At 72.5% G+C, this 24,833-nt stretch carries 23 protein-coding genes, 1 pseudogene and 1 riboswitch; of the genes and pseudogenes, 12 read left to right on the top strand and 12 right to left on the bottom strand.

Annotation, left to right across the window (positions count from 1 at the left end; genetic code table 11):
• Window positions 1-244: 244 nt before the first annotated feature.
• The 3 genes from IG78_RS0118045 to IG78_RS0118035 form a co-directional block, all read right to left on the bottom strand.
• Complete coding sequence (locus tag IG78_RS0118045; RefSeq protein ID WP_030564357.1) at window positions 245-673, bottom strand: DUF3040 domain-containing protein; 429 nt, start codon at window positions 671-673, stop codon at window positions 245-247.
• Window positions 674-975: 302 nt separating this feature from the next.
• Entirely contained in the window at window positions 976-1,809 is an 834-nt protein-coding gene (locus IG78_RS0118040) for a methyltransferase (protein ID WP_030564355.1), read from the bottom strand.
• A gap of 108 nt (window positions 1,810-1,917) precedes the next feature.
• Window positions 1,918-2,445: an SAV_6107 family HEPN domain-containing protein gene (locus IG78_RS0118035; RefSeq protein ID WP_030564353.1), complete on the bottom strand. Its 528-nt coding sequence runs from the start codon at window positions 2,443-2,445 to the stop codon at window positions 1,918-1,920.
• Window positions 2,446-2,615: 170 nt separating this feature from the next.
• On the opposite strand from IG78_RS0118035, the gene IG78_RS0118030 reads away from it, so the two are divergent.
• The 5 genes from IG78_RS0118030 to IG78_RS0118010 all read left to right on the top strand — a co-directional run bounded on the left by IG78_RS0118030 (window position 2,616) and on the right by IG78_RS0118010 (window position 9,074).
• Window positions 2,616-3,512: an ATP-binding cassette domain-containing protein gene (locus IG78_RS0118030; protein ID WP_030564351.1), complete on the top strand. Its 897-nt coding sequence runs from the start codon at window positions 2,616-2,618 to the stop codon at window positions 3,510-3,512.
• Window positions 3,484-5,568, top strand: coding sequence for a YhgE/Pip domain-containing protein (locus tag IG78_RS0118025; RefSeq protein WP_030564349.1), 2,085 nt, complete (start codon window positions 3,484-3,486; stop codon window positions 5,566-5,568). The genes IG78_RS0118030 and IG78_RS0118025 overlap by 29 nt, the downstream gene beginning before the upstream one ends.
• 29 nt (window positions 5,569-5,597) lie before the next feature.
• Window positions 5,598-6,245 (top strand): TetR/AcrR family transcriptional regulator, encoded by a 648-nt coding sequence (locus tag IG78_RS0118020; RefSeq protein ID WP_030564347.1) that lies wholly within the window; start codon window positions 5,598-5,600, stop codon window positions 6,243-6,245.
• A 412-nt stretch (window positions 6,246-6,657) separates the two neighbouring features.
• Window positions 6,658-7,272 carry a DUF4126 domain-containing protein gene (locus IG78_RS0118015; RefSeq protein WP_030564345.1) on the top strand — a complete coding sequence of 205 codons (615 nt, stop codon included), beginning with the start codon at window positions 6,658-6,660 and terminating at the stop codon, window positions 7,270-7,272.
• Window positions 7,273-7,502: 230 nt separating this feature from the next.
• Entirely contained in the window at window positions 7,503-9,074 is a 1,572-nt protein-coding gene (locus IG78_RS0118010; protein ID WP_030564343.1) for a phytoene desaturase family protein, read from the top strand.
• Between the two features lie 124 nt (window positions 9,075-9,198).
• Here IG78_RS0118010 and IG78_RS0118005 read toward each other — a convergent pair whose 3' ends face one another.
• The 5 genes from IG78_RS0118005 to IG78_RS0117985 form a co-directional block, all read right to left on the bottom strand.
• Window positions 9,199-10,104 (bottom strand): hypothetical protein, encoded by a 906-nt coding sequence (locus tag IG78_RS0118005; RefSeq protein ID WP_030564341.1) that lies wholly within the window; start codon window positions 10,102-10,104, stop codon window positions 9,199-9,201.
• A gap of 45 nt (window positions 10,105-10,149) precedes the next feature.
• Window positions 10,150-11,070: a methylenetetrahydrofolate reductase [NAD(P)H] gene (gene metF / locus IG78_RS0118000; RefSeq protein WP_030564339.1), complete on the bottom strand. Its 921-nt coding sequence runs from the start codon at window positions 11,068-11,070 to the stop codon at window positions 10,150-10,152.
• 220 nt (window positions 11,071-11,290) lie between these two features.
• On the bottom strand, window positions 11,291-11,956 hold the full coding sequence (gene thiE / locus IG78_RS0117995; RefSeq protein ID WP_030564337.1) for a thiamine phosphate synthase: 666 nt from the start codon (window positions 11,954-11,956) through the stop codon (window positions 11,291-11,293).
• A 70-nt stretch (window positions 11,957-12,026) separates the two neighbouring features.
• Window positions 12,027-12,392: an Rv2175c family DNA-binding protein gene (locus IG78_RS0117990; RefSeq protein ID WP_030564335.1), complete on the bottom strand. Its 366-nt coding sequence runs from the start codon at window positions 12,390-12,392 to the stop codon at window positions 12,027-12,029.
• A gap of 292 nt (window positions 12,393-12,684) precedes the next feature.
• A complete protein-coding gene (locus tag IG78_RS0117985; RefSeq protein WP_249926116.1) occupies window positions 12,685-13,848 on the bottom strand; it encodes an NAD(P)/FAD-dependent oxidoreductase in 1,164 nt (387 codons plus the stop codon).
• 142 nt (window positions 13,849-13,990) lie between these two features.
• A riboswitch (TPP riboswitch) is annotated at window positions 13,991-14,104 on the top strand.
• A gap of 21 nt (window positions 14,105-14,125) precedes the next feature.
• Between IG78_RS0117985 and thiO the strand changes: the two are divergent.
• The 5 genes and pseudogenes from thiO to IG78_RS0117965 all read left to right on the top strand — a co-directional run.
• Window positions 14,126-15,355 (top strand): annotated as a pseudogene (gene thiO / locus IG78_RS0117980) (glycine oxidase ThiO); the annotation flags it as partial.
• Between the two features lie 261 nt (window positions 15,356-15,616).
• Window positions 15,617-15,838 carry a sulfur carrier protein ThiS gene (thiS, locus tag IG78_RS51375; protein WP_078965543.1) on the top strand — a complete coding sequence of 74 codons (222 nt, stop codon included), beginning with the start codon at window positions 15,617-15,619 and terminating at the stop codon, window positions 15,836-15,838.
• A 5-nt stretch (window positions 15,839-15,843) separates the two neighbouring features.
• Complete coding sequence (locus tag IG78_RS0117975) at window positions 15,844-16,638, top strand: thiazole synthase (protein WP_030564328.1); 795 nt, start codon at window positions 15,844-15,846, stop codon at window positions 16,636-16,638.
• A 98-nt stretch (window positions 16,639-16,736) separates the two neighbouring features.
• Window positions 16,737-18,749, top strand: coding sequence for a Stk1 family PASTA domain-containing Ser/Thr kinase (pknB, locus tag IG78_RS0117970; RefSeq protein ID WP_030564326.1), 2,013 nt, complete (start codon window positions 16,737-16,739; stop codon window positions 18,747-18,749).
• 196 nt (window positions 18,750-18,945) lie between these two features.
• Window positions 18,946-19,845, top strand: a complete 900-nt coding sequence (locus IG78_RS0117965; RefSeq protein ID WP_030564324.1) for a deoxyribonuclease IV — start codon at window positions 18,946-18,948, stop codon at window positions 19,843-19,845.
• 30 nt (window positions 19,846-19,875) lie between these two features.
• Here IG78_RS0117965 and IG78_RS0117960 read toward each other — a convergent pair whose 3' ends face one another.
• Window positions 19,876-20,508: a sulfite oxidase-like oxidoreductase gene (locus IG78_RS0117960; protein ID WP_030564322.1), complete on the bottom strand. Its 633-nt coding sequence runs from the start codon at window positions 20,506-20,508 to the stop codon at window positions 19,876-19,878.
• A 154-nt stretch (window positions 20,509-20,662) separates the two neighbouring features.
• On the opposite strand from IG78_RS0117960, the gene bfr reads away from it, so the two are divergent.
• On the top strand, window positions 20,663-21,142 hold the full coding sequence (gene bfr / locus IG78_RS0117955; protein WP_030564320.1) for a bacterioferritin: 480 nt from the start codon (window positions 20,663-20,665) through the stop codon (window positions 21,140-21,142).
• A gap of 24 nt (window positions 21,143-21,166) precedes the next feature.
• Here bfr and IG78_RS0117950 read toward each other — a convergent pair whose 3' ends face one another.
• The 3 genes from IG78_RS0117950 to IG78_RS0117940 form a co-directional block, all read right to left on the bottom strand.
• The gene (locus IG78_RS0117950) at window positions 21,167-21,487 is read right to left on the bottom strand and encodes a (2Fe-2S)-binding protein (RefSeq protein ID WP_107054934.1); all 321 of its coding nucleotides are present in this window, start codon (window positions 21,485-21,487) and stop codon (window positions 21,167-21,169) included.
• 137 nt (window positions 21,488-21,624) lie between these two features.
• Complete coding sequence (locus tag IG78_RS0117945; protein WP_030564316.1) at window positions 21,625-22,980, bottom strand: class II 3-deoxy-7-phosphoheptulonate synthase; 1,356 nt, start codon at window positions 22,978-22,980, stop codon at window positions 21,625-21,627.
• 201 nt (window positions 22,981-23,181) lie between these two features.
• Entirely contained in the window at window positions 23,182-24,120 is a 939-nt protein-coding gene (locus IG78_RS0117940) for an SRPBCC family protein (protein ID WP_030564314.1), read from the bottom strand.
• A gap of 51 nt (window positions 24,121-24,171) precedes the next feature.
• On the opposite strand from IG78_RS0117940, the gene IG78_RS0117935 reads away from it, so the two are divergent.
• Window positions 24,172-24,783: a TetR/AcrR family transcriptional regulator gene (locus IG78_RS0117935; RefSeq protein WP_030564312.1), complete on the top strand. Its 612-nt coding sequence runs from the start codon at window positions 24,172-24,174 to the stop codon at window positions 24,781-24,783.
• Window positions 24,784-24,833 lie beyond the last annotated feature (50 nt).

Here is a 24,833-nt window from a genome sequence, read left to right as displayed (position 1 = left end):
GGCCTCCGCCTGGGGCATACGTGTGGGGGGTGACCGCATCTGATGACGGTCACCCCCCACGCGTATGTCGAGCGAGGTGCGGCTGTTGTACGGGGTGGTGCCTGCGCCGGGGCGCGGTGGCAGTGGCGTTGGCGGCGGCAGAGTCGTATTCAGGCCCGGGTTGAGCCGTATCAAGGCCCAGGCCGAGCCGTACTCGGACTCAGGCCGAGGCGTCGTGTTCAGTCAGGCCCAGGGGCCCGGCAAGTTACTGACCGCCCTGCTGTTCGTCCCTGCGGCGCTGCCAACGCTGCTCGATGCGGTCCATCATGGACCGGCGCTGCTGCCTGGGCTGATGCCGGCGGCCCACGGGCGCGCCGGGGCCGGTGGCCGGGGCGGCGGCGTTGGGTGCCTGTTCACCCGGCTTGGGCGCCTTGCGCCAACCGGTGACGGCGAGCACGGCACACCCCAGCATGACGAGGAAACCCACCACGCTCACCCAGATGAGCTGGGCGACCATTCCGGCCATGAGAAGGGCAATGCCCACCAGGAAGCCCGCGACCGCTTGGTAGACCCGCTTCCGGGTGTACGTACGCAGCCCGCTTCCCTCAAGCGCTGTCGCGAACTTGGGATCTTCGGCGTACAGCGCTCGCTCCATCTGCTCGAGCATGCGCTGCTCGTGCTCCGAGAGCGGCACGGAGTCCTCCTCATCGTGCAGTCGCCGGGGCGACCGGGGGGTCCCCTTCAGGATAGGCAGGGAATCGCCCCCGTGAAACCCGCCCCTCTGCGCCAACTTCGCCAAACCGGACCGCCAGGTCGCTCCGGCTCGCTGAAGCCTGCATTCCCCAGCGACCGGTCCGTCATGCCGGACGGTGTCCCTCGATCATACGGCGCCAGTAGCCCGTTCGGGGCGCCTGTGGCGTACTCCATGTGCCGCTGCGCCGCTGATCAGCGACCCGGTCCCAGCCGTCACTCCCGACACACCGGGACCGAGGGCACTCAGGCCCCGGGGACCTCTCGGGACTCGGGGGTCTCATCGGCCCCGCGATTCTCACCGAGGACGTGCAACTGCGTGGCCACCGCATGGAAGGCGGACAGCTCCGCGGCGGCGGCCTCCAGCTTGAGCAGGGCGTCGAAGGCGCCCGGCTCGGTGTCCACGAGGACACCGGGGACCAGGTCGGCGAAGACGCGCACGCCGTGCACGGCGCCGACGCGCAGCCCGGCGCCCTCTACCAGGCCGCTGAGCTGCTCGGCGGTGAAGCGGCGCGGCACGGGGTCGCTCTCGCCCCAGCGCCCCGCCGGGTCGTCGAGCGCCCGGTGCGCCTCGCTGAAGTGTCCGGCGAGCGCGCGGGCGAGCACGGCGCCGCCGAGGCCCGCGGCGAGCAGGCTCAGCACACCGCCGGGACGCAGCGCGCCGACGGCGTTCCGCACTCCTTCGGCCGGGTCGTCCACGTACTCCAGGACGCCGTGGCAGAGCACGGCGTCGTACCCGCCGCGCTCGACCACGTCGAAGAGGCCGTGCACATCGCCCTGCACGCCGCGCACGCGGTCGGCGACACCGGCCTCGGCGGCGCGGCGCTCCAGGGCGAACAAGGCGTTCGGGCTGGGGTCGACGACGGTGACACGGTGCCCGAGTGCGGCCACGGGCACCGCGAAGTTGCCGCTGCCGCCGCCGGTGTCGAGCACGTCCAGGGCGACCGGTCCCGCGCCGCCCCCGGATGCGCCGTCCGGACCCGGTGCCGTGGCCTTGACCCGGCGGTCGATGGCGTCCTTCAGGACGTCCCAGACCACGGCGGTACGGAGAGAAGCGCGGGGGCGCATCGGGTCCGACACGGCAGTTGACTCCTCGGCGCGGCTCCGCCTGATCTACGGCGGGCTGTTCGGGTACGGGCGCTCCCACCCTAATGGGAATCGAAGAGGCGCTTCGCCCGCCCCGGCAGGTCAGCTCGCGTCCGGCGGCTCCTGTCGTGGCTGGGGCAGCACGGGCTGGAGCACGAGCATCCGCTCGACGAGGCGCAGGAACATCGAGACGTCCCGCTGCAGGTCGTCGGCGTCACGGCTGCTCGCGGCGCCCTGGATGCCCGCCTCCGCGCGGGCCCTGCGGGCGGCCCCGGAGGCGAACAGGGCGCTCCATTCGGTCAGTTCGGGGGCTATCTCGGGGAGCACCTCCCAGGCGCTTCGGATGCGCTGCCTGCGCCGCGGGGCGAGTTCCGGGCGGCCGCGGGCGGCGAGGACCGCGGCGGCGGTGCGCAGGGCGGCGAGGTGGGCGGTGGCATAGCGCTCGTTCGGAGTGTCCAGGTGCGCCGCCTCGTCGAGTCCGGCGCGGGCCTGGGCGAGCAGTTCGAGGGCGGCGGGCGGGGCCGTCGCCCGGCGGAGCACCGGGTGGACGTCGCTCGCGGGACCGGTCAGTGAGGGGGCAGGGCCGAGGGCGCGGCGCCGGTGTGCGGCTGCTGCGTTGGTGCTGGCCATGACGAACCTCCTGTCGTCTGTGTGACGGCGCAGTGGCCGTATGTGCCCATCGTGAAGTACGCCACTGACAATCCGGCCTGACCTGGGCCTTTGCCTCGGGGTCTTTGTCTGTGTCGAAAACTCGGGTTAGCTTTTGTACTGACTGGTCAGTTCAAAGAGGGGAGTGGGCCGTGGACGCTCGTCCGCACGGCGCCGCCGTCGATGCGGCGGACTTCGGCCTGAAGGGACCGCGGGGCTGGGCGTTCCGCGGGGTCGGCATCACCGCGGGGCCCGGCGCCCTCGTCGCGGTCGAGGGTCCGTCGGGCTCCGGCCGCACCTGTCTTCTGCTCGCCCTGACGGGACGCATGCGCGCCACCGAGGGAACGGCCTCGGTGGGCCGGTTCCGACTGCCCAAGCAGCTCGCGGCGGTGCGCGGGATCAGCGCGGTCGCCAATGTGCCCGGCGTCACCGACCTCGACCCGGCACTGACCGTCGCCGAACACCTGCGGGAGCGCGCGCTTCTCGAGCGGCGGTTCGAAAGCCCGTTGCGCGCGCTGCTCCGCCCGCGGGCGGAGCGGGCCGCCGCTTCCCGGCTGCGCGTCGACGACGCGGTGCGGGCCGCCGGACTCGATGTCGAGGCGCTGCCCAAGGGGCCGCGGACCTCCGTACGGGACCTGGAGCGCCTTGAGGTACTGCGGCTCTCCGTGGCCCTCGCGCTGATGGGGCGGCCCCGGCTGCTCGGCGTCGACGACCTCGACCTGAAGCTCTCGGACGCCGAACGGGACGAGGCCTGGGCGCTGCTGCGGTCCGTCGCCGAGCAGGGGACGACGGTGGTGGCCGTGTGCCGCGAGGCCCCGCAGGGCGTGGTCGTCGTCTCGACGGCACCGTCGGCCACGCACGCGTACGCCGGTGGACCCGCTGACGGGGATGCCACCGCTGACGCTGACGGTGCCGCCGGCACGCATGGCGCCGACGGCACCGCTGACACCGCTGACACCGACGGCACCGCTGACACCGCTGACACCGGCGACAGCGCCAACACCGACAAGGAGGCAGCCGATGCGGTCGCCGAAGCTCGCCGCGCTTGAGCTCAAGCGCTTCGGCAGGGGCAGGCTGCCGCGCGCGGCCCTGGTGGCTCTCCTGCTGCTGCCCCTGCTGTACGGCGCGCTGTACCTGTGGTCCTTCTGGGACCCCTACGGCCGCCTGGACAAGATCCCGGTGGCTCTCGTGAACGACGACAGGGGCGCCACCGTCGACGGCAAGAAGGTCACGGCGGGCGACGACATCGTCGAGCGGCTGCGCGACAGCAAGACGTTCGAGTGGCACGAGGTGAGCGACACCGAGGCGCGTGCGGGCGTCGCGGACGGCTCGTACTACCTGTCCCTGACGATGCCGTCCGACTTCAGCAAGCGCGTGGGCTCCAGTTCCGGCGACTCCCCGGAGACGGGCGCCCTGCGGGTGCGCACCAACGACTCCAACAACTACATCGTCGGCCAGATCTCACGGACCGTCTTCTCCGAGGTGCGCTCGGCCGCGTCGACGAAGGCGTCCCGGAACATGCTCGACAAGATCTTCATCTCGTTCTCCGACATCCACGGCAAGACGCAGGACGCCGCGCGGGGCGCCGACCGGATCGAAGGCGGCATCGGGAAGGCGAAGAAGGGCTCGCAGCGACTCGTCGACGGCCTCAAGGACGCCAAGGAGGGCAGCGGGAAGCTGGCCGGGGGTGTCAAGAAGCTGCACACGGGAGCGGGCGACCTGGAGGACGGTTCGCGGCGGCTCGCCGACGGGACGCAGAAGCTGGCCGACAAGGTCAACGGCGTGGCCGGCAAGGTCCGCCCGTACCTGAAGGACAACGGCAGGACCATCGGGGACAGCGCCCAACTGGTGGCCGACTCCTCGAAGGCGGTGCGCCGCGACCTGGACGACCTCGTCAAGGCGGCACCGGCGGCGGTCGAGGGCGCCAAGAAGGGCTCGGCGGCCATGAACGGCGTCTACGAAAGGCGCTGCGAGAACCTCCCGGCGCCCGATCCGGCGTGCCCGGACCTGAAGAAGGCGAAGGACGCCGCCGCCGACGTGGCGACCGTCGCCGCCGACGTCGAGACCCTCGTCGAGGACCAGGCAGGCGGCCTCGACCGGCTCGACCGGGACCTCGGCACGCTGCAGCGCAAGGCCCAGGCCCTCGCCGACCGGGCACCGCGTCTGGACGAGGACCTGGACAAGGCGGTCCGGGACATCAACGAGCTCAACAAGGGCGCGGGCGACGTCGCCAAGGGTGCCAGGAAGCTGCACACGGGCCTCGGTACCGCCAAGACCGGCGCCACGAAGCTGGACACCGGCGTCGGCGACCTGGAGACCGGCGCGAGCGACCTCGACGGCGGCATCTTCAAACTGGCCGACGGCACCCAGAAGTTGGCGGGCGGACTGCACGACGGCGTCAAGAAGATCCCCGACTACGACAAGCAGGACCGCGACCGGCGCACGGACGTCATGGCCGACCCGGTGCAACTGGCCTCCCAGTCCCTGCACAAGGCACCCAACTACGGCACGGGCTTCGCCCCGTACTTCATCCCGCTGTCCCTGTGGGTCGGCGCGATGGTCGCGTACATGTTGATCCAGCCGCTCAATCGGCGCGCCCTTGCCGCGGGCGCGCCCGCCTGGCGCATCGCCCTCGCCGGCTGGCTGCCGGTGGCCGCCCTCGGCACACTGCAAGTGGCGGCCCTGATGTCGGTGCTGCACTGGCGACTCGGTCTCCAGATGGAGCGGGCGGCCGGGACGATCGGCTTCCTGATGCTTGTGACGTGCTGCTTCGCGGCGATCGTGCAGTGGCTCAACGCGCGCTTCGGAGCGGCGGGCCGGATCCTCGTCCTCGCCCTCCTGATGCTTCAGTTGACCTCGGCGGGCGGCACCTATCCGGTGCAGACGAGCCCGGCGTTCTTCGGCGCGATCCACCCGTACCTGCCGATGAGTCACGTCGTCGACGCCCTGCGCAGGCTCATCACGGGCGGCGGCCTCGGTCCGGTGTGGACGGCGTGCGCGGTCCTGACCGCGTTCACCGTGGGCGCGCTCGCGCTCACCGCTGACTCCGCGCGCCGCAAACAGGTGTGGACTCTCGACCGGCTGCACCCGGAGCTGAGCCTGTGAACGTGACGGAACCTGTGAAAATCAACCCCATGGAAAACAGCGCAAGCAGCGCAAGCAGCGCAACCGGCGCAAGCAGCACGCGGCGCGAGGCCACCCGGCAGAAGCTCTACGAAGCCGCCGTCACCCTCATCGCGGAACAGGGGTTCTCCGCCACGACAGTTGACGAGATCGCCGAACGGGCGGGGGTGGCGAAGGGCACGGTCTACTACAACTTCGCCAGCAAATCGGTCCTCTTCGAAGAACTGCTGCGGCACGGCGTGGGGCTGCTCACCGCCTCCTTGAAGACGGCGGCGGACGAGGCCTCCCAGGAGGGCGGCAGGCATGTGGACGCGCTGGACGCGATGATCCGCGCGGGCCTCGTCTTCATCGACCGCTATCCGGCCTTCACCCAGCTCTACGTGGCCGAGCTGTGGCGCACCAACCGTGCCTGGCAGTCGACGCTCATGGTGGTGCGACAGCAGGCCGTGGCGGTCGTCGAGGACGTGCTGCGCGGCGGGGTGGCGAGCGGTGAGCTGAGCGAGGAGATCGACGTCCCCCTGACGGCGGCCGCGCTCGTGGGGATGGTCCTGGTGGCCGCCCTGGACTGGCAGGCCTTCCAGCCGGAGCGCTCACTGGACGACGTGCACGCGGCGCTGTCCAGGCTGCTGCAGGGGCGGGTGAGCGGCAGGTTGGCCTGAGCGGGTGGCGGCGATGGCGTGAGGCGCGGCGGGTGGCAGGCCGCCTGCGCAGGCGCCGCGGGGGTCCGGTTCACCCGTTCGGTTCATCGCGCGGCGCCGGTCCGGCGGGACCTGATGTCCCTGGTCCCGCCGGACCGGCGCTTGTTGCATTCCCCCGCGCGACCCCCGTGGTCGCCCCCCGGTCCCCCGTTCCCCCCCTCCCGAGGGCGGGGAGAACGGCCAAGGGCGCCGCCCGTTCCGCCGCCCCGTGTCGGCGGTGCCGGTACCGCGCCCTTTCCGTGCCCTCACTCTCCCTTCCGCGCAGGTCGTGGCCCATCCGCGCGCGTACTCATCTCCAGCACTGAGTACGGATACTCAGGCCGATCTGCTCACCCACGAGCCGGAACGTGCCCTACTGGTTACGATCACGATCGTGTCCGTACTTCCCCTGGTGTTCACCAGTGGCTGGGCCAGCGGGATCAACGCCTACGCGGTGGTCCTGCTGCTCGGTGTCTTCGGGGCCACGGGTCTTTCCGACGAGGTGCCCGAGTCCCTGCAGAGCCCCTGGGTGCTGATCACCGCGGGCGTGCTCTTCGCCTGCGAGGCCGTCGCCGACAAGATCCCTTACGTCGATTCGGTGTGGGACGCCGTGCACACCGTCGTCCGGCCGGTGTCCGGGGCGGTGGTGGGCACGCTGCTCGCCGGGCAGAGCGGTTCGCTGCCGGATGTGGCCGCCGGTGCGATCGGCGGGTCGACGGCCCTGGCGAGCCATGCCGTGAAGGCCGGGACGCGGATGGCGGTCAACACCTCACCCGAGCCGTTCAGCAACCTCGTCCTGAGCACCGCGGAGGACCTCGGCGTCGGCGGGGTCGTCAGCTTCGCGATGTTCCACCCCGAGGCGGCGGCGATCGTGGCGGCCGTGCTGCTGGTCGCAGGGCTGGTCCTGCTGCTCTTCCTCGCCCACCGGATCCGGCGGTTCCTGCGGCGCAGGGCGCAGCGGCGCGAGGAGCGGCGGCTTGCGTCGGCGGGCAAGCGGTCAGCGGGCTGACAGGACCGGGCGACCCCGTGCCGAACAGATCCCGGCCTGACCGGGCGACCCCGTGCCGAACAGATCCCGGCCTGACCGGCCGCCCCCGTGCCGAACAGATCCCGGCCTGACCAGGCGCCCCCGTGCCGAACAGATCCCGGCCTGACCGGGCGCCCCCAAGCCCAGCGGCCCCCGGCCGGACCGAGCGGGCCCCGGCGGCGCTGTCAGTGGGTGCCGATAAAGTCCCTGGCATGGCACGGATTGTGGTGATCGGCGCCGGGATGGGCGCCATGACGGCCGCCGCCCGGCTGGCCGTCGCGGGCCACCGGGTGGTGGTGCACGAGCGCACGGGGACGTACGGCGGCGCGCTCGGCCGTGTGCGGCGCGACGGCTTCGGCTTCGACACGGGCCCCTCCCTGCTGCACCTGCCCGCGGTCTACCGCGATCTGTTCGTGAAGACGGGCAAGCAGCCCCTGGAGGACTGCGTCGAGCTGTCCCAGGTCGAGCCCGCCGTCCGGCACGTCTTCGCGGACGGCACGGCGACGGACCTGCCGAACGCCTCCCGGGCAGGGGTGGGCGAGGCCCTGGACGCCGCGCTCGGCGCCGGCGCGGGCGCCCGCTGGGCGGCGTTCATGAACCGCGCGCGGGAGGCCTGGGACCGCACCCGCCGCCCCCTCCTGGAAGAGCCCCTGTGGCCGAACTGGCAGGTGCTCGCCGAGCGTGAGCCCTACCCCTCGGTGGCCCACAAGCGCCTGCTCCGCCGGGAGCGGCGCGCGGTCACGCTGGCGCAGGTCGCCGAGTTCGAGCTGGCGGGCGAGCCCCGTCTGACGGCGCTCCTGGAGCACTTCGCGCTGGCCCGCGGCCTGGACCCGCGCACGGCCCCGGCGAGCGCCGCGGTGCTGCCCTACATGGAGCAGACGTTCGGCTCGTGGTCGGCGCGCGGCGGCATGCGCGCGCTCGCCACCGCGGTGTACGAGCGGTGCCTGGCGCGCAGGGTCGAGTTCGCCTTCGACTCCGCGGTGGTGCGCGTCGTGGAGAAGGACGGCCGCGCGGCGGGCGTGGAGCTCGCCGACGGGTCCGTCGTGGCCGCCGACTTCGTGGTGGCCGGGGTGCCCCCGCGGGCGCTGGCAGCGCTGCTGTCCGGCGGCACGGCCGCCCGGGCGCCCGAGGACGTGCCCGCGCGGTCCGGCCTGCCCAGCCGTCTCACGGTCCTGCTCGCCCTGCGCGGCGGCCGCCCGCAGGGCACACCGCACCGCACGGTCCTGCACACCGCCGACCGCGCGGACGAACTCGACCGGGTCTTCACGACCCCCGGAACCCCGGGCGCCCCGGCCTCCATGGGCAGCCCGGCCCCTACGGACGCCCCAGCCTCCCCAGGCGCCCCCGCCCTGGCCGTCTCGCCGACCCTGACCGTGCTGCGCCCTGACGATCCGACGGCCGTCCCGGACGCGGACCACGAGGCCGTCACGCTGACCGCCACGGTCGCGGCCGGAGCCGAGGTCACCGACGCGGACGTCCGCAGGCTGCTCGACCGTGCGAGCACGGCGGTCCCCGGCCTGGCCGACCGGCTCCTGTGGCACGAGGTCCGCACCCCCGCGGACCTCGCCGAGGCCACCGGAGCCGAGGGCGGCGCCGTCCCGCCGCCCGCCCTCGCCGCCGACTCCGGAAGACGCCTGCACCCCGCCAACAGCACGGCCGTGTCGGGGCTCTACGCCGTCGGCGGCTGGTCCCACCCCGGCGGCGGGCTGCCGCACGCGGGCATGTCCGGCACACTGGTCGCCGGTCTCATCGTGGAGGGACCGGAATTCCGCGGATCACAGTGACCGAGCGGCACCGGCCTCCGTACGGCTACGAATGGCACCAGCCTCCGTACGGCTACGAATGGCACCAGCCTCAGTACGGCTATGAGCGCCATCGGCCTCCGTAAAGCTACGAGCGGCACCGGCCTCAGTACCGGTACTGCTGCTCCCCGCCGACCTCCGGCTGATAGCCGAACGGGTCGCCCGGAACCTGCGGTGCCGCCTCGCCGGGGAACGGCGGACAGCCCGGCTGCTCGGGCGGCAGTTCCCCGCCGTACGGCGGCGCGGGCTCGCCGGTGCGCTGGTGCGGGACCCAGACGCCGCCGGGCGGGGTGTCCTGGTAGCCGCCGTAGGTGTCACCGCCGTAGGGCGCGTAAGGCTGCGGGTCCGCGTACGAGTCGTAGCCCGGCTGCGCGCCATAGGTCTGGGTGCCGATGTACGGGTCGGAGTAGGCGGCGTACCGCTGCTCGCCGGTCTCGCCGTACGTGAAGTGCAGCGCGTCCTGCCGATCCGGGCCCTGGGGGTCGTACCCGGGGTATCCGGCGAAGCCGTAGTCGTCGGGGGCGGCCGGGGCGTACGCCGTGTCCGCGGCTTCGTTGTAGACGCCGTACTGCCCGGTGTCGTCGGGCATGGGCTCGGGGGCGTACACACCGGGTCCGGCGGCCTGTGTCTCCACGTCGCCGGGCGCTGCCGCGTCGGGCTCGGGCCCGGCCTCGTACTCCAGGTCCGAGACCTGGAGCGTCGGCTCGGGGGCCGCGGCCCGCGCGCCGGTGGCCTTCCGCCGCCTGCTCGCGCCCGGCCTCCCGCCGAGCGCCCAGCCCGTCGAGAAGCCGCGGCGGAACGACAGCGTCACATACGTCTGCCCGGTGGCGAACGCGATCGCGCCGACGGCGATGACCACCACCGCCGGCATCAGCACGCCGACGACGACACCGAGGAAGCCGACGAACGCGAGCAGCCGCCAGCGCAGTCGCGCCTTGTACTGCAGCAGCACCTCGCCGAGCAGCCACAGCGCGACCACACCGAACGCGATGTAGAGGACCGTCCAGCCCATGTACGCCCCTCTCCCCCACGGCCGCGGCCACAGGGGTACGACCGGTCAGGCCTGCTGGTGGTGCAGACCAAGGTTCTCGTAGATCTCCAGCGTCGCCGTGGAGTTGTTCAGCGTGATGAAGTGCAGCCCGGGCACGCCCTCGGACAGCAGCCGCGCACAGAACTCCGTCGCGAACTCGATGCCAATGGAGCGTACAGCGGCGGGATCGTCTTTGGACGAGAGGATGCGCTCTTTCAGGGCGGGCGGGAAGTCCGCGTTGCTGAGCTGCGGCAATCGCTCCAACTGACGCACGTTCGTCACCGGCATGATCTCCGGGATGATCGGTGTCTCGCACCCCGCCGCCTCGACGCGGTCGCGCAGGCGCAGATACTCCTCGGGGTGGAAGAACATCTGGGTGATCGCGTAGTCGGCGCCCGCGCGGCATTTGTCGACGAAGTGCCTGACGTCCGAGTCCCAGTCACCGGAGCGCGGATGCATCGCGGGGAACGCGGCCACGCCCACGCAGAAGTCGCCCGACTCCTTGATGAGCCGCACCAGTTCGGCGGCGTAGTTGAGGCCCTGGGGGTGCTTGACCCACTCGGCCATCGGGTCGCCGGGCGGGTCGCCCCGCAGCGCCAGCATGTTGCGGATGCCGGCGTCGGCGTACTGCCCGATGATGTTGCGCAGCTCGGCGACCGAGTGGTCGACGGCCGTGAGGTGGGCGACCGGGGTGAGCGTCGAGTCGGCGACGATCTGCTCGGTCTCGCGCACGGTGCCCGCCCGCGTCGAACCGCCCGCTCCGTAGGTCACCGAGACGAAGCTCGGCGCGACGGCCTCGACCCTCCGCAGCGAGTTCCACAGGTTCCGCTCGCCCTTGGGGGTCTTCGGCGCCGAGAATTCGAACGAGTACGTGGTTTTGCCGGTTGCGAGCATGTCGCGCACGGTGCGTGCGCGGTCAGTCCTGGTGGAAGCAGTTCCTAGGGCCATACCGGCAGGTTAGCCAGGCCCGGACGGTCCCCCAACCGCACGTTGGTCATTTGTCCTGTTAGTCGGCTTGTTGTCCACGCATCGGACACCATAGGGGGGTTGATCAAACAGCCGTACGCCCTGGAAATCTGGGCCCTCGCGTCGAAAGGCCGTACGGTGGAGACCGGGCCAGAGCTGCGCCCCGCACCGGGCTGTGCCGGGCTGTGCCGGGCTGTGCCGGTCAGAGGGCCGTACGCAGCCGCTTCGCGAAGTCGGCGGCGGCCGCCCCGGGGTCGTCGGCCTCCGTGAGGGCACGGACGACCACCACGCGGCGTGCGCCCGCATCGATGACCTCGTCCAGGTTGCCCGCGTCGATACCGCCGATGGCGAACCAGGGACGGTCGGTGCCGAGCGAGGCGGTGTACCTGACCAGGTCGAGCCCCGGCGCGTGGCGGCCGGGCTTGGTGGGCGTCGGCCAGCAGGGGCCCGTGCAGAAGTAGTCCACGCCCTCCTGGACGGCGGCCGCGGCGGCCTCGTGCTCCGCGTGCGTGGAGCGGCCGATCAGGACCTGCTCGCCGAGGACGGCGCGGGCAGCGGGCACCGGCAGGTCGCCCTGGCCCAGATGCAGCACGTCGGCGCCGATGGCGTGGGCGACGTCCGCGCGGTCGTTCACGGCGAGGAGCTTGCCGTGCCGGCGTGCGGCGTCGGCGAAGACCTCAAGGTGCTCAAGCTCCTCGGCCGCCTCCATGCCCTTGTCGCGCAACTGCACGATGTCGACACCGCCCGCGAGGACGGCGTCGAGGAACTGCGGGAGGTCGCCCTGGCGCTTGCGCGCGTCCACGCACAGATAGAGCAGCGCGTCGGCGAGCCGGGCGCGCGTGGGCGCGCCCGCCGTGTCGGTGGCCATGGAGAAGTCCCCCCGTGTCGGTGGCGTACGGGCCACGGGCGTGGCCCGTACGCCGGAAGGTTGTTTCAGGTCAGACGGCGAGCGCCTGCGCGCGGCGCTTCACCTCCGTCCCGCGATTCTCGCTCAGGGCCTGCGCGGGGGTGCCGGGCAGGGTCGGGTCGGGGGTGAAGAGCCATTCGAGGGCCTCTTCGTCGGTGAAACCGTCGTCCCGCAGGAGCGTCAAGGTGCCGACGAGGCCCTTGACCACCTTGTCGCCGTCGATGAAGGCGGCGGGTACCTGGAGCGCGCGGTTCTCACCACGGCGCACGGCGATGAGCTGGCCCTCCTTGACCAACTGGCGCACGCGTGTCACCTCGACATCGAGCATCTCGGCGATGTCGGGGAGGTGCAGCCAGGCGGGGACGAGAGCATCGGTTCTTGCGTCAATCTCGGTCACGGATCAAGCGTGCCATTTCTGGCCGGGGGCCGGTAGCTGGGGTGGGGCGCCGGGGGGCTCGGGGGTGCCCCCCGGGGGGTGCTGGTGGCCTTGGGGTGGCCGGAAGTGGGAGTGTGCCCGCCCTCCCCCAAGCTCTCGGCTTCGCTCGACCAGGGAGGTGCCCCCCTCGCCCTCTGGGCGGACCAGCCGCCCACAGGGGAGGGGCCTGCCGCCCGGCAGGGAGGAGCATGGCCGCCCGGCGGGGAGGAGCATGCCGCCCGGCAGGGAGGGAAGCCCCGCGCCCACCGGAACGTCAGGCTGTGGCCTTCTTCAGGGGGATCGACGGGTTCGCCGTCAGGGTGGGGTTCAGGGGGGTCGCTGATTCGATCAGTTTGCGGGCCTGGGCCAGGTCCCGGGGGCGGCCCACCGCGAGGAGGGCGGTCAGGACGCCGTCGCGGAGCCAGCACACCGTCCAGGCCGGGGTCGTGGGGTCGCCGCGCCAGATCAGCTCGTCACCGGGGGCGTGATGGCCCGCGTACTGCACGAAACGGCCGAACTGCTCGGACCAGAAGTACGGCACCGGGTCGTACACCGCCGGGGTCTCGCCGATGATGCGGGACGCGACGGTGCGCGGGCCCTGGACGGCGTTGTCCCAGTGGTGCACGAGCAGCCGTTCCCCGTAGCGGCCCGAGGGGAAGGACGCGCAGTCGCCGACCGCGTACACGTCCGGCGCCGAGGTGCGCAGTCGGTCGTCGGCGAGGACCTCGTGGTGGGCGCCGAGCGCGATGCCGGAGCCCGCGAGCCACGCCGTGGCGGGTCTGGCGCCGATGCCGACGACGACCGCTCCCGCGGGCAGCCGGGTGCCGTCGTCGAGGAACACCGCGCCGGGCTCGACGCGCCGCACGCGCGCGTGGGTGCGCAGGTCGACGCCCGCGTCCGCGTACCAGGCCGTCATCGGGGCCGCGACCTCGGCGGGCAGGGCGCCCGCGAGCGGACGGTCGGCGGCCTCCACCACGGTCACGGCACAGCCCGCCTCGCGCGCCGCCGTGGCGAACTCGGCGCCGATCCAGCCCGCGCCGACGACCACGACGTCGTGCCGCCCGGCGAGGACGGGGCGCAGTTGCTCGGCGTCGTCGAGAGTGCGCAGCACGTGCACACCGGGGACGCCCTCGGAGCCGGGCAGCAGGATCGGTTCCGCTCCGGTCGCCAGGACCAGGCTGTCGTACGCGACCGGGCCCGCCCCGGTGTCCAGTTCATGGTCGGCGGGGCGTACGCCGGTGACGTGCACGCCGAGCCGGAGTTCGATGCCGAGCGCCTCGAAGTCGATGTCGAAGGCGGAGCCGTCCGCCGTGCCCAGCAGCACCGCCTTGGACAGCGGCGGCCGGTCGTACGGCCGATGGGGCTCCGCGCCGATCATGGTGATCGTGCCCCTGAAGCCCTGCTCGCGCAGCGCCACCGCGGACTGCGCCCCGGCCATGCCCGCGCCGACGATCACGACGCGGCGCCCCGCCTCCACCCGCTTCTGCTGCTCGCTCACCCGATCAACTGTAGGACGGGGTCTCCGCGGCCGAGCACGACGGGCTTAACCCGCCGCAGGGCGAAGGGCTAGGGTGGCGGTGCAGAGCACTCGCGGGAGCCCGGACGCACCGGGCTGAGAGGGGGGCTGGGACGGCCTCCGACCGTACGAACCTGATCCGGGTCATGCCGGCGAAGGGAGGGGCTGGACGCCCATGCGTTCCCATCCGAACAGTCCAATGGACCCGACCTCGACATCACTTGCCTCGTCCGCGGCGTCCGTGTCCGCGGCGTCGTCCGCCGCGTCTGCGTCGGCGGCGGCGTCGTCCGGGGAGGTGCCGCCCTGTGACGTTCTCGTCGTCGGGGGTGGCGTCATCGGGCTCGTCACCGCGTGGCGGGCGGCGCAGCGCGGGCTCTCCGTCACCGTGGTCGACCCCGACCCGGGTGGCGGCGCGGCGCAGGTCGCGGCCGGCATGCTGGCCGCCGTCACCGAGCTGCACTACGGGGAGCAGACGCTGCTCGGCCTGAACGTGGCCTCCGCCCGCCGCTACCCGGACTTCGCGGCCGAGCTGACGGAGGCGGCCGGGCAGGACGTCGGCTACCGCGCGTGCGGCACACTCGCCGTCGCCCTCGACTCCGACGACCGCGCCCACCTGCGCGAGCTGCACGCCTTCCAGAAGCAGTCGGGCCTCACGTCGGAGTGGCTCAACGGCCGCGAGTGCCGGCGCCTGGAGCCGATGCTCGCTCCGGGGGTGCGCGGCGGGCTGCGCGTCGACGGTGATCACCAGGTCGACCCGCGCAAGCTCGCGGCGGCCCTCGTCGTGGCCTGCCAGCGGGCCGGAGTGACCTTCACGCGCGCGTGGGCGCGGGAGCTGTCGGTGGTACGGGACCGGGCCACCGGGGTCGTACTCGGTGACGGCACCGCGCTCGGCGCCGGGCAGACGGTCCTCGCCGCGGGCAGCCTCAGCGGGCGGCTCGCCGGGGTCCCCGCCGACGTCCTGCCGCCAGTACGCCCGGTCAAGGGGCAGGTCCTGCGGCTCACGATGCCGGAACGGTTCGCTCCGTTCCTCGGCCGTACCGTGCGGGCCGTTGTGCGTGGCAGTCACGTCTACCTGGTGCCGCGTGCCGACGGCGAGCTGGTCGTCGGCGCGACGAGTGAGGAGCTCGGCTGGGACACGACGGTCACCGCGGGGGGCGTGTACGAGTTGCTGCGCGACGCGCACGAACTCGTACCCGGCATCACCGAGCTGCCGCTCACGGAGACGCGCGCGGGGCTGCGGCCCGGGTCCCCCGACAACGCGCCGCTGCTCGGCCCCACCGCGCTTGCGGGGCTGCACCTGGCCACCGGCCACTACCGCAACGGCGTCCTCCTGACGCCGGTCACCGGGGACGTCATGGCGCACGCCCTCACGGCGGGCGAACTGCCCGAGGGGGCGCGGGCGTTCACTCCGCGCAGGTTCACGGCGGCGGACACGCGGGGCGCGCGGGGCGCGCAGCGCGAGCAGGACGCTGCGGGCCCGCCGTCACCACCCGACGCCCCGAGCACGCCGTCGTCACCCGACACCCCGGGCCCGCCAGCACCACCGGACGCCCCGGGCCCGCCAGCACCACCGGCCCCCCCCAGGCCCGCCAGCACCACCGGCCCCCCCAGGCCCGCCAGCGCCACCGGCTGCGCCGGAAACCTCCCCCTCCTCCCCTCACACCCCCACGAACTTCACGGAGCTGTCCGCATGACCACGCCGTTCGCCGTATGTGCCGTCTCCGTCAACGGGGACGTACGAGACGTGGCCGCGGGGACCACGCTCGACGCCGTCGTCGCCGAGCTGACCGCCGCGCCGTCCGGCGTCGCCGCCGCACTCAACGAAACCGTCGTCCCGCGCGCGCGGTGGGCCGTCACCGTGCTCGGTGACGGCGACCGCGTCGAGATCCTCACCGCCGTCCAGGGAGGCTGACCGGCATGGCAGACGACCCCTTCGTCATCGGCGGCCTCACGCTGTCGTCGCGGCTCATCATGGGTACGGGTGGCGCGCCGAGCCTGGACGTCCTCGACCGGTCCCTGGTCGCTTCCGGTACGGAGCTGACCACCGTCGCGATGCGGCGGCTCGACCCCGGAGTGCAGGGGTCCGTCCTCTCGGTCCTCGACCGGCTCGGCATCCGGGTGCTGCCGAACACGGCGGGGTGCTTCACCGCGGGCGAGGCGGTGCTCACGGCCCGGCTCGCCCGGGAGGCCCTGGGCACGGACCTGGTGAAGCTGGAGGTCATCGCGGACGAGCGCACGCTGCTGCCCGATCCGGTGGAGCTCCTCGACGCGGCGGAGACGCTGGTCGACGACGGTTTCACGGTGCTGCCGTACACCAACGACGACCCCGTGCTCGCCCGCAAGCTGGAGGACGTGGGCTGCGCGGCCGTGATGCCGCTCGGCTCCCCCATCGGCTCCGGGCTCGGTATCCGCAACCCGCACAACTTCCAGCTCATCGTCGAGCAGGCGCGGGTTCCGGTGATCCTGGACGCCGGGGCGGGCACCGCGTCGGACGCGGCCCTGGCCATGGAGCTCGGCTGCGCCGGGGTGATGCTCGCGTCGGCCGTGACGCGGGCGCAGGAGCCGGTACTGATGGCGGAGGCGATGCGGCACGGGGTCCTCGCGGGGCGCCTGGCCTACCTGGGTGGCCGGATACCGCGGCGGCACTTCGCCGAGGCGTCGTCCCCCGCGGAGGGCCGGGCGGCCCTGGACCCCGAACGCCCGGCGTTCTGACCCCGGCGGTGGCCGCGTCGGTCACAGGTGCGCTGCAGTGTCGCCGCCCCGGTGCCCACGCCCCGCACCCCCCGGGCAGCGCCTCGTAGACTCCCTCCGTGGACACGACCCTCAAGGACCCCCTCGTCGGGCAGGTGCTCGACGGCCGTTACCGCGTCGACGGACGGATCGCGGTCGGCGGGATGGCCACGGTCTACCGGGCCGTGGACACCCGCCTCGACCGCGTGCTCGCCCTGAAGGTGATGCACCCGACGCTGGCGGCCGACGCCTCCTTCGTCGACCGTTTCATCCGCGAGGCCAAATCGGTGGCCCGCCTCGCGCACCCGAACGTGGTCGGCGTCTTCGACCAGGGCACCGACGGCCCGTACGTGTATCTCGCCATGGAGTACGTGGCGGGCTGCACCCTGCGGGACGTCCTGCGCGAGCGCGGCGCCCTGCGCCCCCGCGCCGCCCTGGACATCCTTGAGCCGGTGCTCGCCGCACTCGGCGCCGCGCACCGCGCCGGGTTCGTGCACCGCGACATGAAGCCCGAGAACGTCCTCATAGGGGACGACGGCCGCGTCAAGGTCGCCGACTTCGGGCTCGTACGGGCCGTGGACTCGGTCACGAACACCACCGGCACGGTCCTCGGCACGGTCTCCTACCTCGCCCCGGAGCAGATCGAGCACGGCACGGCCGACACCCGCGTGGACGTGTACGCCTCCGGGGTCGTGCTGTACGAGATGCTCACCGGCGGCAAGCCGCACCACGGCGAGTCCCCCGCCCAGGTCCTCTTCCAGCATCTGAACGAGGACGTGCCCCCGCCGTCCGCCGCCGTACCGGGCCTCGCCTTCGAGCTCGACGAGCTGGTCGCCTCGGCCACCGCCCGCAACCCCGACCTGCGCCCCTACGACGCGGTGGCGCTGCTCGGGCAGTTGCGTGCGGCCCGGGCCACGCTCGTCGACACCCAGCTCGACGCCCTGCCTCCGCTGGCCAGGGGCGAGGAGCTCAACGGCCACGACAACTCCGACGACCGTACGAGCGTCATCCCGCGCGCGGCCCGCTCCGTGCAGCTCCCCCTGCCCGCCGCCCCCGAGGACGAGGCCACGACGTCCCTGAAGGCGCGCCGCGAGGACGGGCTCAGCCACACCAGCGTGCTCCGCACACCCCCGCCGGGACCCGCCGCCCCGGCCGCCCCCGCCGCCCCCTCATCGCCCGCGCAGCGGCTGCGCCGCCGACTGAACACCCGCCGCGGGATAACCGCGACCATCGCCGCCGTCCTGCTCGCCCTCGGCCTCGGCGCGGGCGTCTGGTACATCAACTCCGGCCAGTTCACCAAGGTCCCGCCGCTGCTCGCGAAGACGGAGGCGCAGGCCCGCGAACGCCTGGACGGCGCGGGGCTCGACGTACGCAAGGTCGAGCGCGCCTACAGCGCCACCGACAAGCGCGGCACGGTGATGGCGACCGACCCCGGCGCCGGCGAGCGCATCCGGCACAACGGCAAGGTGACGCTGACCGTCTCCCTCGGCCCGCAGACCGTCAAGGTGCCCGACCTGGAGGGCACCCCGCTCGACGAGGCGAAGGACAAGCTGGACGACCTGGGCCTCGGCGCCGGCATGGTCACCAAGGCCTTCAGCAGCGATGTCGACAAGGGTTCCGTGATCAGCACGGACCCGAAGCCCGGCACGGTCCGCAAGACCGGCTCGGCGGTCGCGCTCGTCGTCAGCAAGGGCAAGAAGATCGAGGTGCGCGACGTGACCGGCGAGCCGGAGGCCGACGCCCGCGAGGAGCTGGAGGAGTCGGGCCTCAAGGTGCGGATCGCGCCGGGCCGGGTCTTCTCGTCCGACGAGGACAAGGGCGAGGTCGTCGAGCAGGACCCGGTCGACGGCGAGATCCGCGCCGAGGGCGACACGGTCACCCTGACGCTCTCCAAGGGCCCGGAGATGATCGAGGTCCCGGACGTGGAGGGCATGAGCGTCGGCGACGCCAAGGACGAGCTGAGAGAGGCCGGTTTCGACGTCAAGGAGGACCGCGGTCTGCTCGGCATCTTCGGCGACACGGTGAAGGACCAGTCCGTGGACCCCGGCGACGAGGCCCCCAAGGGGTCGACGATCACCATCCGGATCCGCTAGACGTACCGACGTACGCGCACACCTGCGTACGTCCGCCCGGCGCGGTGCCGCCTCCCCTGGCGGGGGCCGGAACCCCGCCGGCCTCCCGGGCCGACCCCGTTCCGGACTCCCGGGCCGACCCCGTTCCGGGCTTCCGGGCCCGCCCGCCCCCGACCCCGTTCCGGACCAGCCCCGCGCCCGTGTCACCCTGGACCGGGTGAGCACAGAGAAGTCCCCCGCATCCCCCACCGCCGCCCGCGCCCGCCGCAACCCCGTGGGCAGCCATGTCCCCGTCGCCGGTGGCCTCGCCTCCGTGGGCCTCGCGTACGCGCGTGACATCGGCGCCGAGACCGTACAGGTCTTCGTCGCCAACCCGCGCGGCTGGGCGACCCCGCCCGGCAACCCGAAGCAGGACGAGGCGTTCCGCGCCGCCTGCGCGGCCGAGCGCATCCCCGCCTACGTCCACGCGCCCTACCTGATCAACTTCGGTTCGCACACCGAGGCGACGGTGGAGAAGTCCGTGGAGTCGCTGCGGCACTCGCTGCGCCGCGGCCGGGAGATCGGCGCGCTCGGCGTCGTCGTGCACACCGGCTCGGCGACGGGCGGGCGGGAGCGCGAGGTGGCCCTGCGGCAGGTGCGGGAGCGGGTGCTTCCGCTCCTCGACGAGCTGACGCACGACGACGACCCGTTCCTGCTCCTGGAGTCGACGGCCGGGCAGGGCGCGTCGCTGTGCTCGCGCACCTGGGACTTCGGGCCGTACTTCGAGGCCCTCGACGCCCACCCGAAGCTCGGCGTCTGCCTGGACACCTGCCACATCTTCGCGGCCGGACACGACCTGACCGGGCCGAGCGGCATGAAGCAGACCCTGGACCTGCTCGTCGACACGGTCGGCGAGGGCCGCCTCAAGCTGGTGCACGCCAACGACTCCAAGGACGTGGTCGCCGCCCACAAGGACCGGCACGAGAACATCGGCTCCGGTCACATCGGCGCCGACCCCTTCCACGAGCTGATGCTGCACCCCGCTACCGAGGGGGTGCCGCTTGTCATCGAGACGCCGGGCGGCAAGGAGGGGCACGCGGCGGACGTGGCCCGGCTGAAGGAGCTCAGGGACATCTGAGCCGACCTCGCGGCGGCACGGTCCGGGGCGCTAGAGCTCCGGGCCGTCGCCCGGCTCCTCCTGGTACGAGTAACGCTGCTCGCGCCAGGGGTCGCCGACGTTGTGATAGCCGCGCTCCTCCCAGAAGCCACGGCGGTCGGCCGTCATGTACTCGACGCCGCGGACCCACTTGGGGCCCTTCCAGGCATAGAGCTGCGGCACCACGAGCCGCAGCGGGAAACCGTGTTCCGCGGTGAGCAGTTCACCGCCCTTGTGGGTGGCGAAGATGGTGCGCTCGGCGGCGAAGTCGGCCATGCGCAGATTCGAGCTGAAGCCGTACTCGGCCCAGACCATGACGTGGGTCGCCTGGGGCGCCGGCGGCGCGAGGGCGAGCAGATCGCGGGCGAGCACCCCGCCCCATTCGGCGCCGAGCATGCTGAACTTCGTGACGCAGTGCAAATCGCCGACCACCGAGCTGTACGGCAGGGCCGAGAACTCCTCGTGGGTCCAGCAGTGCTTCTCGCCGTCGGCGGTGGCGCCGAAGACCCTGAACTCCCAGCGCTCGGGACGGAACTTGGGCACCGGGCCGTAGTGCGTGACCGGCCAGCCGCGCTGGAGCCGCTGCCCCGGCGGAAGATCCGGTTCCGCTACGTCCCGAGATGCGCGACCCACCGGCTGACCCATGCCTCCATCCTGACAGACCGCAGGCGGTGGACGTGACCAGGTATACGGGGATTCGGGCAACTCCTACTAAGCATGCACTTACTGGACGCCCCAGGATGCCGGTGCAAGGATGCCCGCTACCTGCCCAGTCACCTGCTTGGAAGGAGCCTCTGCGATGCAGGGCGACCCCGAGGTCATCGAATTTCTCAACGAGCAACTGACCGCCGAGCTGACCGCGATCAATCAGTACTTCCTGCACGCGAAGATGCAGGAGAACTTCGGCTGGACGAAGCTCGCCAAGTACACCCGGTCCGAGTCGTTCGACGAGATGAAGCACGCGGAGGTGCTCACCGACCGGATCCTCTTCCTCGACGGCCTGCCCAACTACCAGCGGCTGTTCCATGTGCGCGTGGGCCAGACCGTGACCGAGATGTTCAAGGCGGACCGGCAGATCGAGGCGGAGGCGATCGATCGCCTCAAGCGCGGGATCGAGGTGATGCGCGCCAAGGGCGACATCACGTCCGCGAACATTTTCGAGTCGATCCTTGAGGACGAGGAGCACCACATCGACTATCTCGACACTCAGCTCGAGCTGGTCGAGAAGCTCGGCGAGCCGCTGTACATCGCGCAGCTCATCGAGCAGCCGGACAGCTAGGCGCCCCCGGGAGCAGCCGGACAGCTAGGCCGCCTCCGGGAGCTCCCGCTCCACCGGGACTCCGGGGCTCCCCGGGATACCGGGAATCTTGGGCAGCTCGGCCGCCGGGGCGAGCGCCACGGCCGACTCGCCCTGGTCCACGAGATCCCGCCGCGGGCACGCGCCCCGGCCGAGCAGGGCCTGGATGCGGCGTACGCACGAACCACAGTCCGTGCCCGCCTTGCAGGCCGAGGCGATCTGCCGGGGGGTGCAGGCGCCGTCCGCCGCGTGCTGCTTCACCTGCGTCTCGGTCACCCCGAAGCAGTTGCAGACGTACACGCGGTTCACCTCCCGACCAGGGTCCATGGGCAGCGCCGTACCGATTGCTCGGTGAGGCTAACCTAACCTTACCCACGACCCCGGAACCGGAAAAGCCCCGGGTACGCCTGTGGGGCACGGATCACACGGATCCGTGCCCCACAGCTACGCCCGAGGGCCCGCTCTTACTGGTCCCGGTACATTTCCGCCACCAGGAACGCCAGGTCGAGCGACTGGCTGCGGTTGAGGCGGGGGTCGCACGCCGTCTCGTAGCGCTGGTGCAGGTCGTCGACGAAGATCTCGTCGCCACCGCCCACGCACTCCGTGACGTCGTCGCCGGTCAGCTCGACGTGGATGCCGCCCGGGTGCGTACCGAGGGACTTGTGGACCTCGAAGAAGCCCTTGACCTCGTCGAGCACGTCGTCGAAGCGGCGGGTCTTGTGTCCGGACGCCGCCTCGAAGGTGTTGCCGTGCATCGGGTCGGTGACCCAGGCGACGGTGGCGCCGGACGCCGTGACCTTCTCGACCAGCTCGGGGAGGCGGTCCCGGATCTTGTCGGCGCCCATGCGGACGATGAACGTGAGCCGGCCGGGCTCGCGGTCCGGGTCGAGGCGCTCGATGTACTGCAGCGCCTCCTCGGCCGTCGTGGTGGGGCCGAGCTTGATGCCGATGGGGTTGCGGACCTTCGAGGCGAACTCGATGTGCGCGCCGTCCAACTGCCGGGTGCGCTCGCCGATCCAGATCATGTGCCCGGAGACGTCGTAGAGGCTGCCCGTGCGCGAGTCCTCGCGGGTGAGGGCGGTCTCGTAGTCCAGGAGCAGCGCCTCGTGCGAGGAGTAGAACTCGACGGTCTTGAACTCTTCGGGGTCCGTGCCGCAGGCCCGCATGAAGTTGAGGGCGTTGTCGATCTCGCGGGCGAGCTGCTCGTAGCGCTGTCCGGACGGGGACGACTTCACGAAGTCCTGGTTCCAGGCGTGCACCTGGCGCAGGTCGGCGTAGCCACCGGTGGTGAAGGCGCGCACCAGGTTGAGCGTCGAGGCGGAGGCGTTGTACATCCGCTTCAGGCGCTGCGGGTCCGGAACGCGCTCTTCCTCAGTGAAGGCGAAGCCGTTGACGGAGTCGCCGCGGTAGGTCGGCAGCGTCACGCCGTCGCGGGTCTCCGTGGGCTTGGAGCGCGGCTTGGAGTACTGCCCTGCGATCCGGCCCACCTTCACGACAGGCACCGAGGCGGCATAGGTGAGGACGGCGCCCATCTGGAGCAGCGTCTTGAGCTTCGCCCTGATGTCCTCGGCGCTCACGCCGTGGAAGGACTCGGCGCAGTCGCCGCCCTGGAGCAGGAACGCCTCACCACGGGCCACGGCGCCCATGCGGGAACGAAGCTGGTCGCACTCACCCGCGAAGACGAGCGGAGGATACGAGCTGAGCTCGTCGACAGCGTCGCGCAGCGCCTCGGCATCGGGGTACTCGGGCTGCTGCGCCGCAGGCAGGTCTCGCCAGGTCGCGTTGATGGCGGCGGCGTGGGAATCAGCATTCGGGGTCACGCCGTAAACATTACGGGGTCCCGTCAAGCGACTTTGCCCCCGCTCGGCTGATGAGACGACCGGTTTTTTGTCCGACCGTGCGACGTTCTGCCACTTCTCGTACCAAGCATGGCTCGATGGTCCGTTCCAGTGCGGTTTCGTCATGTGGGCTTCGGAGGGTGCGTTCGGGGTTCGCCGCACGTCAGCGTTGGTGGCCGTGGTTCAAACCACGGGGAGGGAGTCCCGGCCGACGGGACAGCGGGTGAGGGCCCGGTCACCCGCGCTCGGGGCCGCCAGTGCCAGCGCGCGGTGCGTACGGCGCAGCATCAGTCTGGCCATGACGGGGTGACCGAACCGGACCACGCCCCAGTACAGGCGGCCGCGCCGGGTGTCGGGGCGCGCGAACGTACTGAGCGTGACGAACTCCTCGTCGACGAGGATCGAGGCGCGCGCCGTCAGGCCCGCGACGTCCACCCGGAGCAGCAGCTCGCCGCCCTCGCAGCCCAGTACGGGGAAGGTGTCGCGCAGCATGGGGGCCCAGGCCCGCGGGTCGCGGGGCAGCCCGGGGAGCAGCCGCACGCGGTACGCGTCCTGATAGGCGGGCCGCTCCAGGGAGCCGCGGAGGAGCCGGGCCGCCTCGGGGACAGCGACGGTCTCGGGCCGGTCCCAGCCGAGGGCGTTCAGCAGCCGCACCCGGCGCGACCAGCGCACGGGACGCGCGCAACCGCCCGCCGCGGCCCGCTCCACGTTGTCGAGGACCTCCTCGACCATCGTGTCGTGCACGGGCCGGACGACGGTGGGCCACAGGAGCCGCTCCACGCCCCTCGGCTCCAGCTCCATGACGTGCCGCACCCGGCAGCGCCGCTCCCCAAGGGGCTCAATGGAGATCTCGTGGAAGCCGCCCGCCGAGCCGGTGCCGCCCGTCACCTCCGTGAAGGCGAAGCGCACGCGGCGCCCCGGCTCGTACTCCGCGACCGCGTAGCGCACCGGGCCGTGGCCGCCCGCGGCGCCGACCGCGAGCGGCCCGTCGAAGGTCATCGCGGGCCAGGCCGGGGTCGGGAAGAGGGGGTCGTCCGGGCCGGAGAGCCGGTCGAGCAGCTCCCCGACGTCCGCCGCCGAAGCCTCGACGACGCGCTCGTGTGCATTGCGCACCACACCCATCACGCACCTCCATACGCTAGCGTATGGTCAACCGTACGGTACCGTATGGTCATGGTGCAACGGCAGCGGAAGACAGTGGCACCCGGCGCGCGGGGGTCCGGGGGCAAGGCCCGGCTCACCGCGCGGGACTGGGCCGACGCGGCGCTCGCCGCCATCGGTGAGGGCGGGCTCGCGGCGGTCGCCGTGGAGCCGCTCGCCGCTCGCCTCGGCGCCACGAAGGGCAGCTTCTACTGGCACTTCGCGAACCGTGAGGCCCTCATCGAGGCCGCGCTCGAACGCTGGGCGGAGGTCAACACCGAGGGCACGATCGAGGAGGTCGAGGCGGAGCCCGACGTCCGGCGCCGGATCCGGCGTCTGTTCGCCGAGGCCATCAGCTCCGCCTCCGCGGACCCCCTGGAGGTCACGCTGCTCGCGACCGCCTCGCACCCCCAGGTCGCTACGGCACTGCGGCGCGTCACCGAGCGCCGGGTGGCGTACGTCGCCGAACTCTTCGCCGCCCTCGGCTTCCCCGCCGCCGAGGCCCGCCGCCGCGGTCTGCTCGCGGTCACGGTGTATCTGGGCCACGCCCAGCTCGGGCACGCCGCGCCATCGGTGCTTCCCGGCGACGACGAGTTCGGCGCCTATCTGGACGAAGCCCTGGACGCGCTGATGGCACGCCCCTGAGACGCGCCGCCGCACCGGTGCGCCGATGCGTTAAGGTGCGGGGCATGTTC

Origin of the sequence: Streptomyces aureocirculatus (genome assembly GCF_000720475.1) — a bacterium.
Taxonomy (GTDB): Bacteria; Actinomycetota; Actinomycetes; order Streptomycetales; family Streptomycetaceae; genus Streptomyces; species Streptomyces aureocirculatus.
Note: the sequence above shows the minus strand (reverse complement) of the source record. Positions and strands in the feature narration are given on the sequence as shown.

Coding starts and splice junctions, on each gene's coding strand:
- IG78_RS0118020 (WP_030564347.1), top strand. CDS start 5,598: ATGGAAAACAGCGCAAGCAGCGCAAGCAGCGCAACCGGCGCAAGCAGC.
- IG78_RS0118025 (WP_030564349.1), top strand. CDS start 3,484: ATGCGGTCGCCGAAGCTCGCCGCGCTTGAGCTCAAGCGCTTCGGCAGG.
- bfr (WP_030564320.1), top strand. CDS start 20,663: ATGCAGGGCGACCCCGAGGTCATCGAATTTCTCAACGAGCAACTGACC.
- IG78_RS0118035 (WP_030564353.1), bottom strand. CDS start 2,445: ATGGCCAGCACCAACGCAGCAGCCGCACACCGGCGCCGCGCCCTCGGC.
- IG78_RS0117975 (WP_030564328.1), top strand. CDS start 15,844: ATGGCAGACGACCCCTTCGTCATCGGCGGCCTCACGCTGTCGTCGCGG.
- IG78_RS0117985 (WP_249926116.1), bottom strand. CDS start 13,848: ATGGCCGGGGCGCAGTCCGCGGTGGCGCTGCGCGAGCAGGGCTTCAGG.
- IG78_RS0117950 (WP_107054934.1), bottom strand. CDS start 21,487: ATGGACCCTGGTCGGGAGGTGAACCGCGTGTACGTCTGCAACTGCTTC.
- IG78_RS0117960 (WP_030564322.1), bottom strand. CDS start 20,508: ATGGGTCAGCCGGTGGGTCGCGCATCTCGGGACGTAGCGGAACCGGAT.
- IG78_RS0117935 (WP_030564312.1), top strand. CDS start 24,172: ATGGTGCAACGGCAGCGGAAGACAGTGGCACCCGGCGCGCGGGGGTCC.
- IG78_RS0117940 (WP_030564314.1), bottom strand. CDS start 24,120: ATGGGTGTGGTGCGCAATGCACACGAGCGCGTCGTCGAGGCTTCGGCG.
- IG78_RS0118010 (WP_030564343.1), top strand. CDS start 7,503: ATGGCACGGATTGTGGTGATCGGCGCCGGGATGGGCGCCATGACGGCC.
- thiS (WP_078965543.1), top strand. CDS start 15,617: ATGACCACGCCGTTCGCCGTATGTGCCGTCTCCGTCAACGGGGACGTA.
- thiE (WP_030564337.1), bottom strand. CDS start 11,956: ATGGCCACCGACACGGCGGGCGCGCCCACGCGCGCCCGGCTCGCCGAC.
- IG78_RS0118005 (WP_030564341.1), bottom strand. CDS start 10,104: ATGGGCTGGACGGTCCTCTACATCGCGTTCGGTGTGGTCGCGCTGTGG.
- metF (WP_030564339.1), bottom strand. CDS start 11,070: ATGGCCCTAGGAACTGCTTCCACCAGGACTGACCGCGCACGCACCGTG.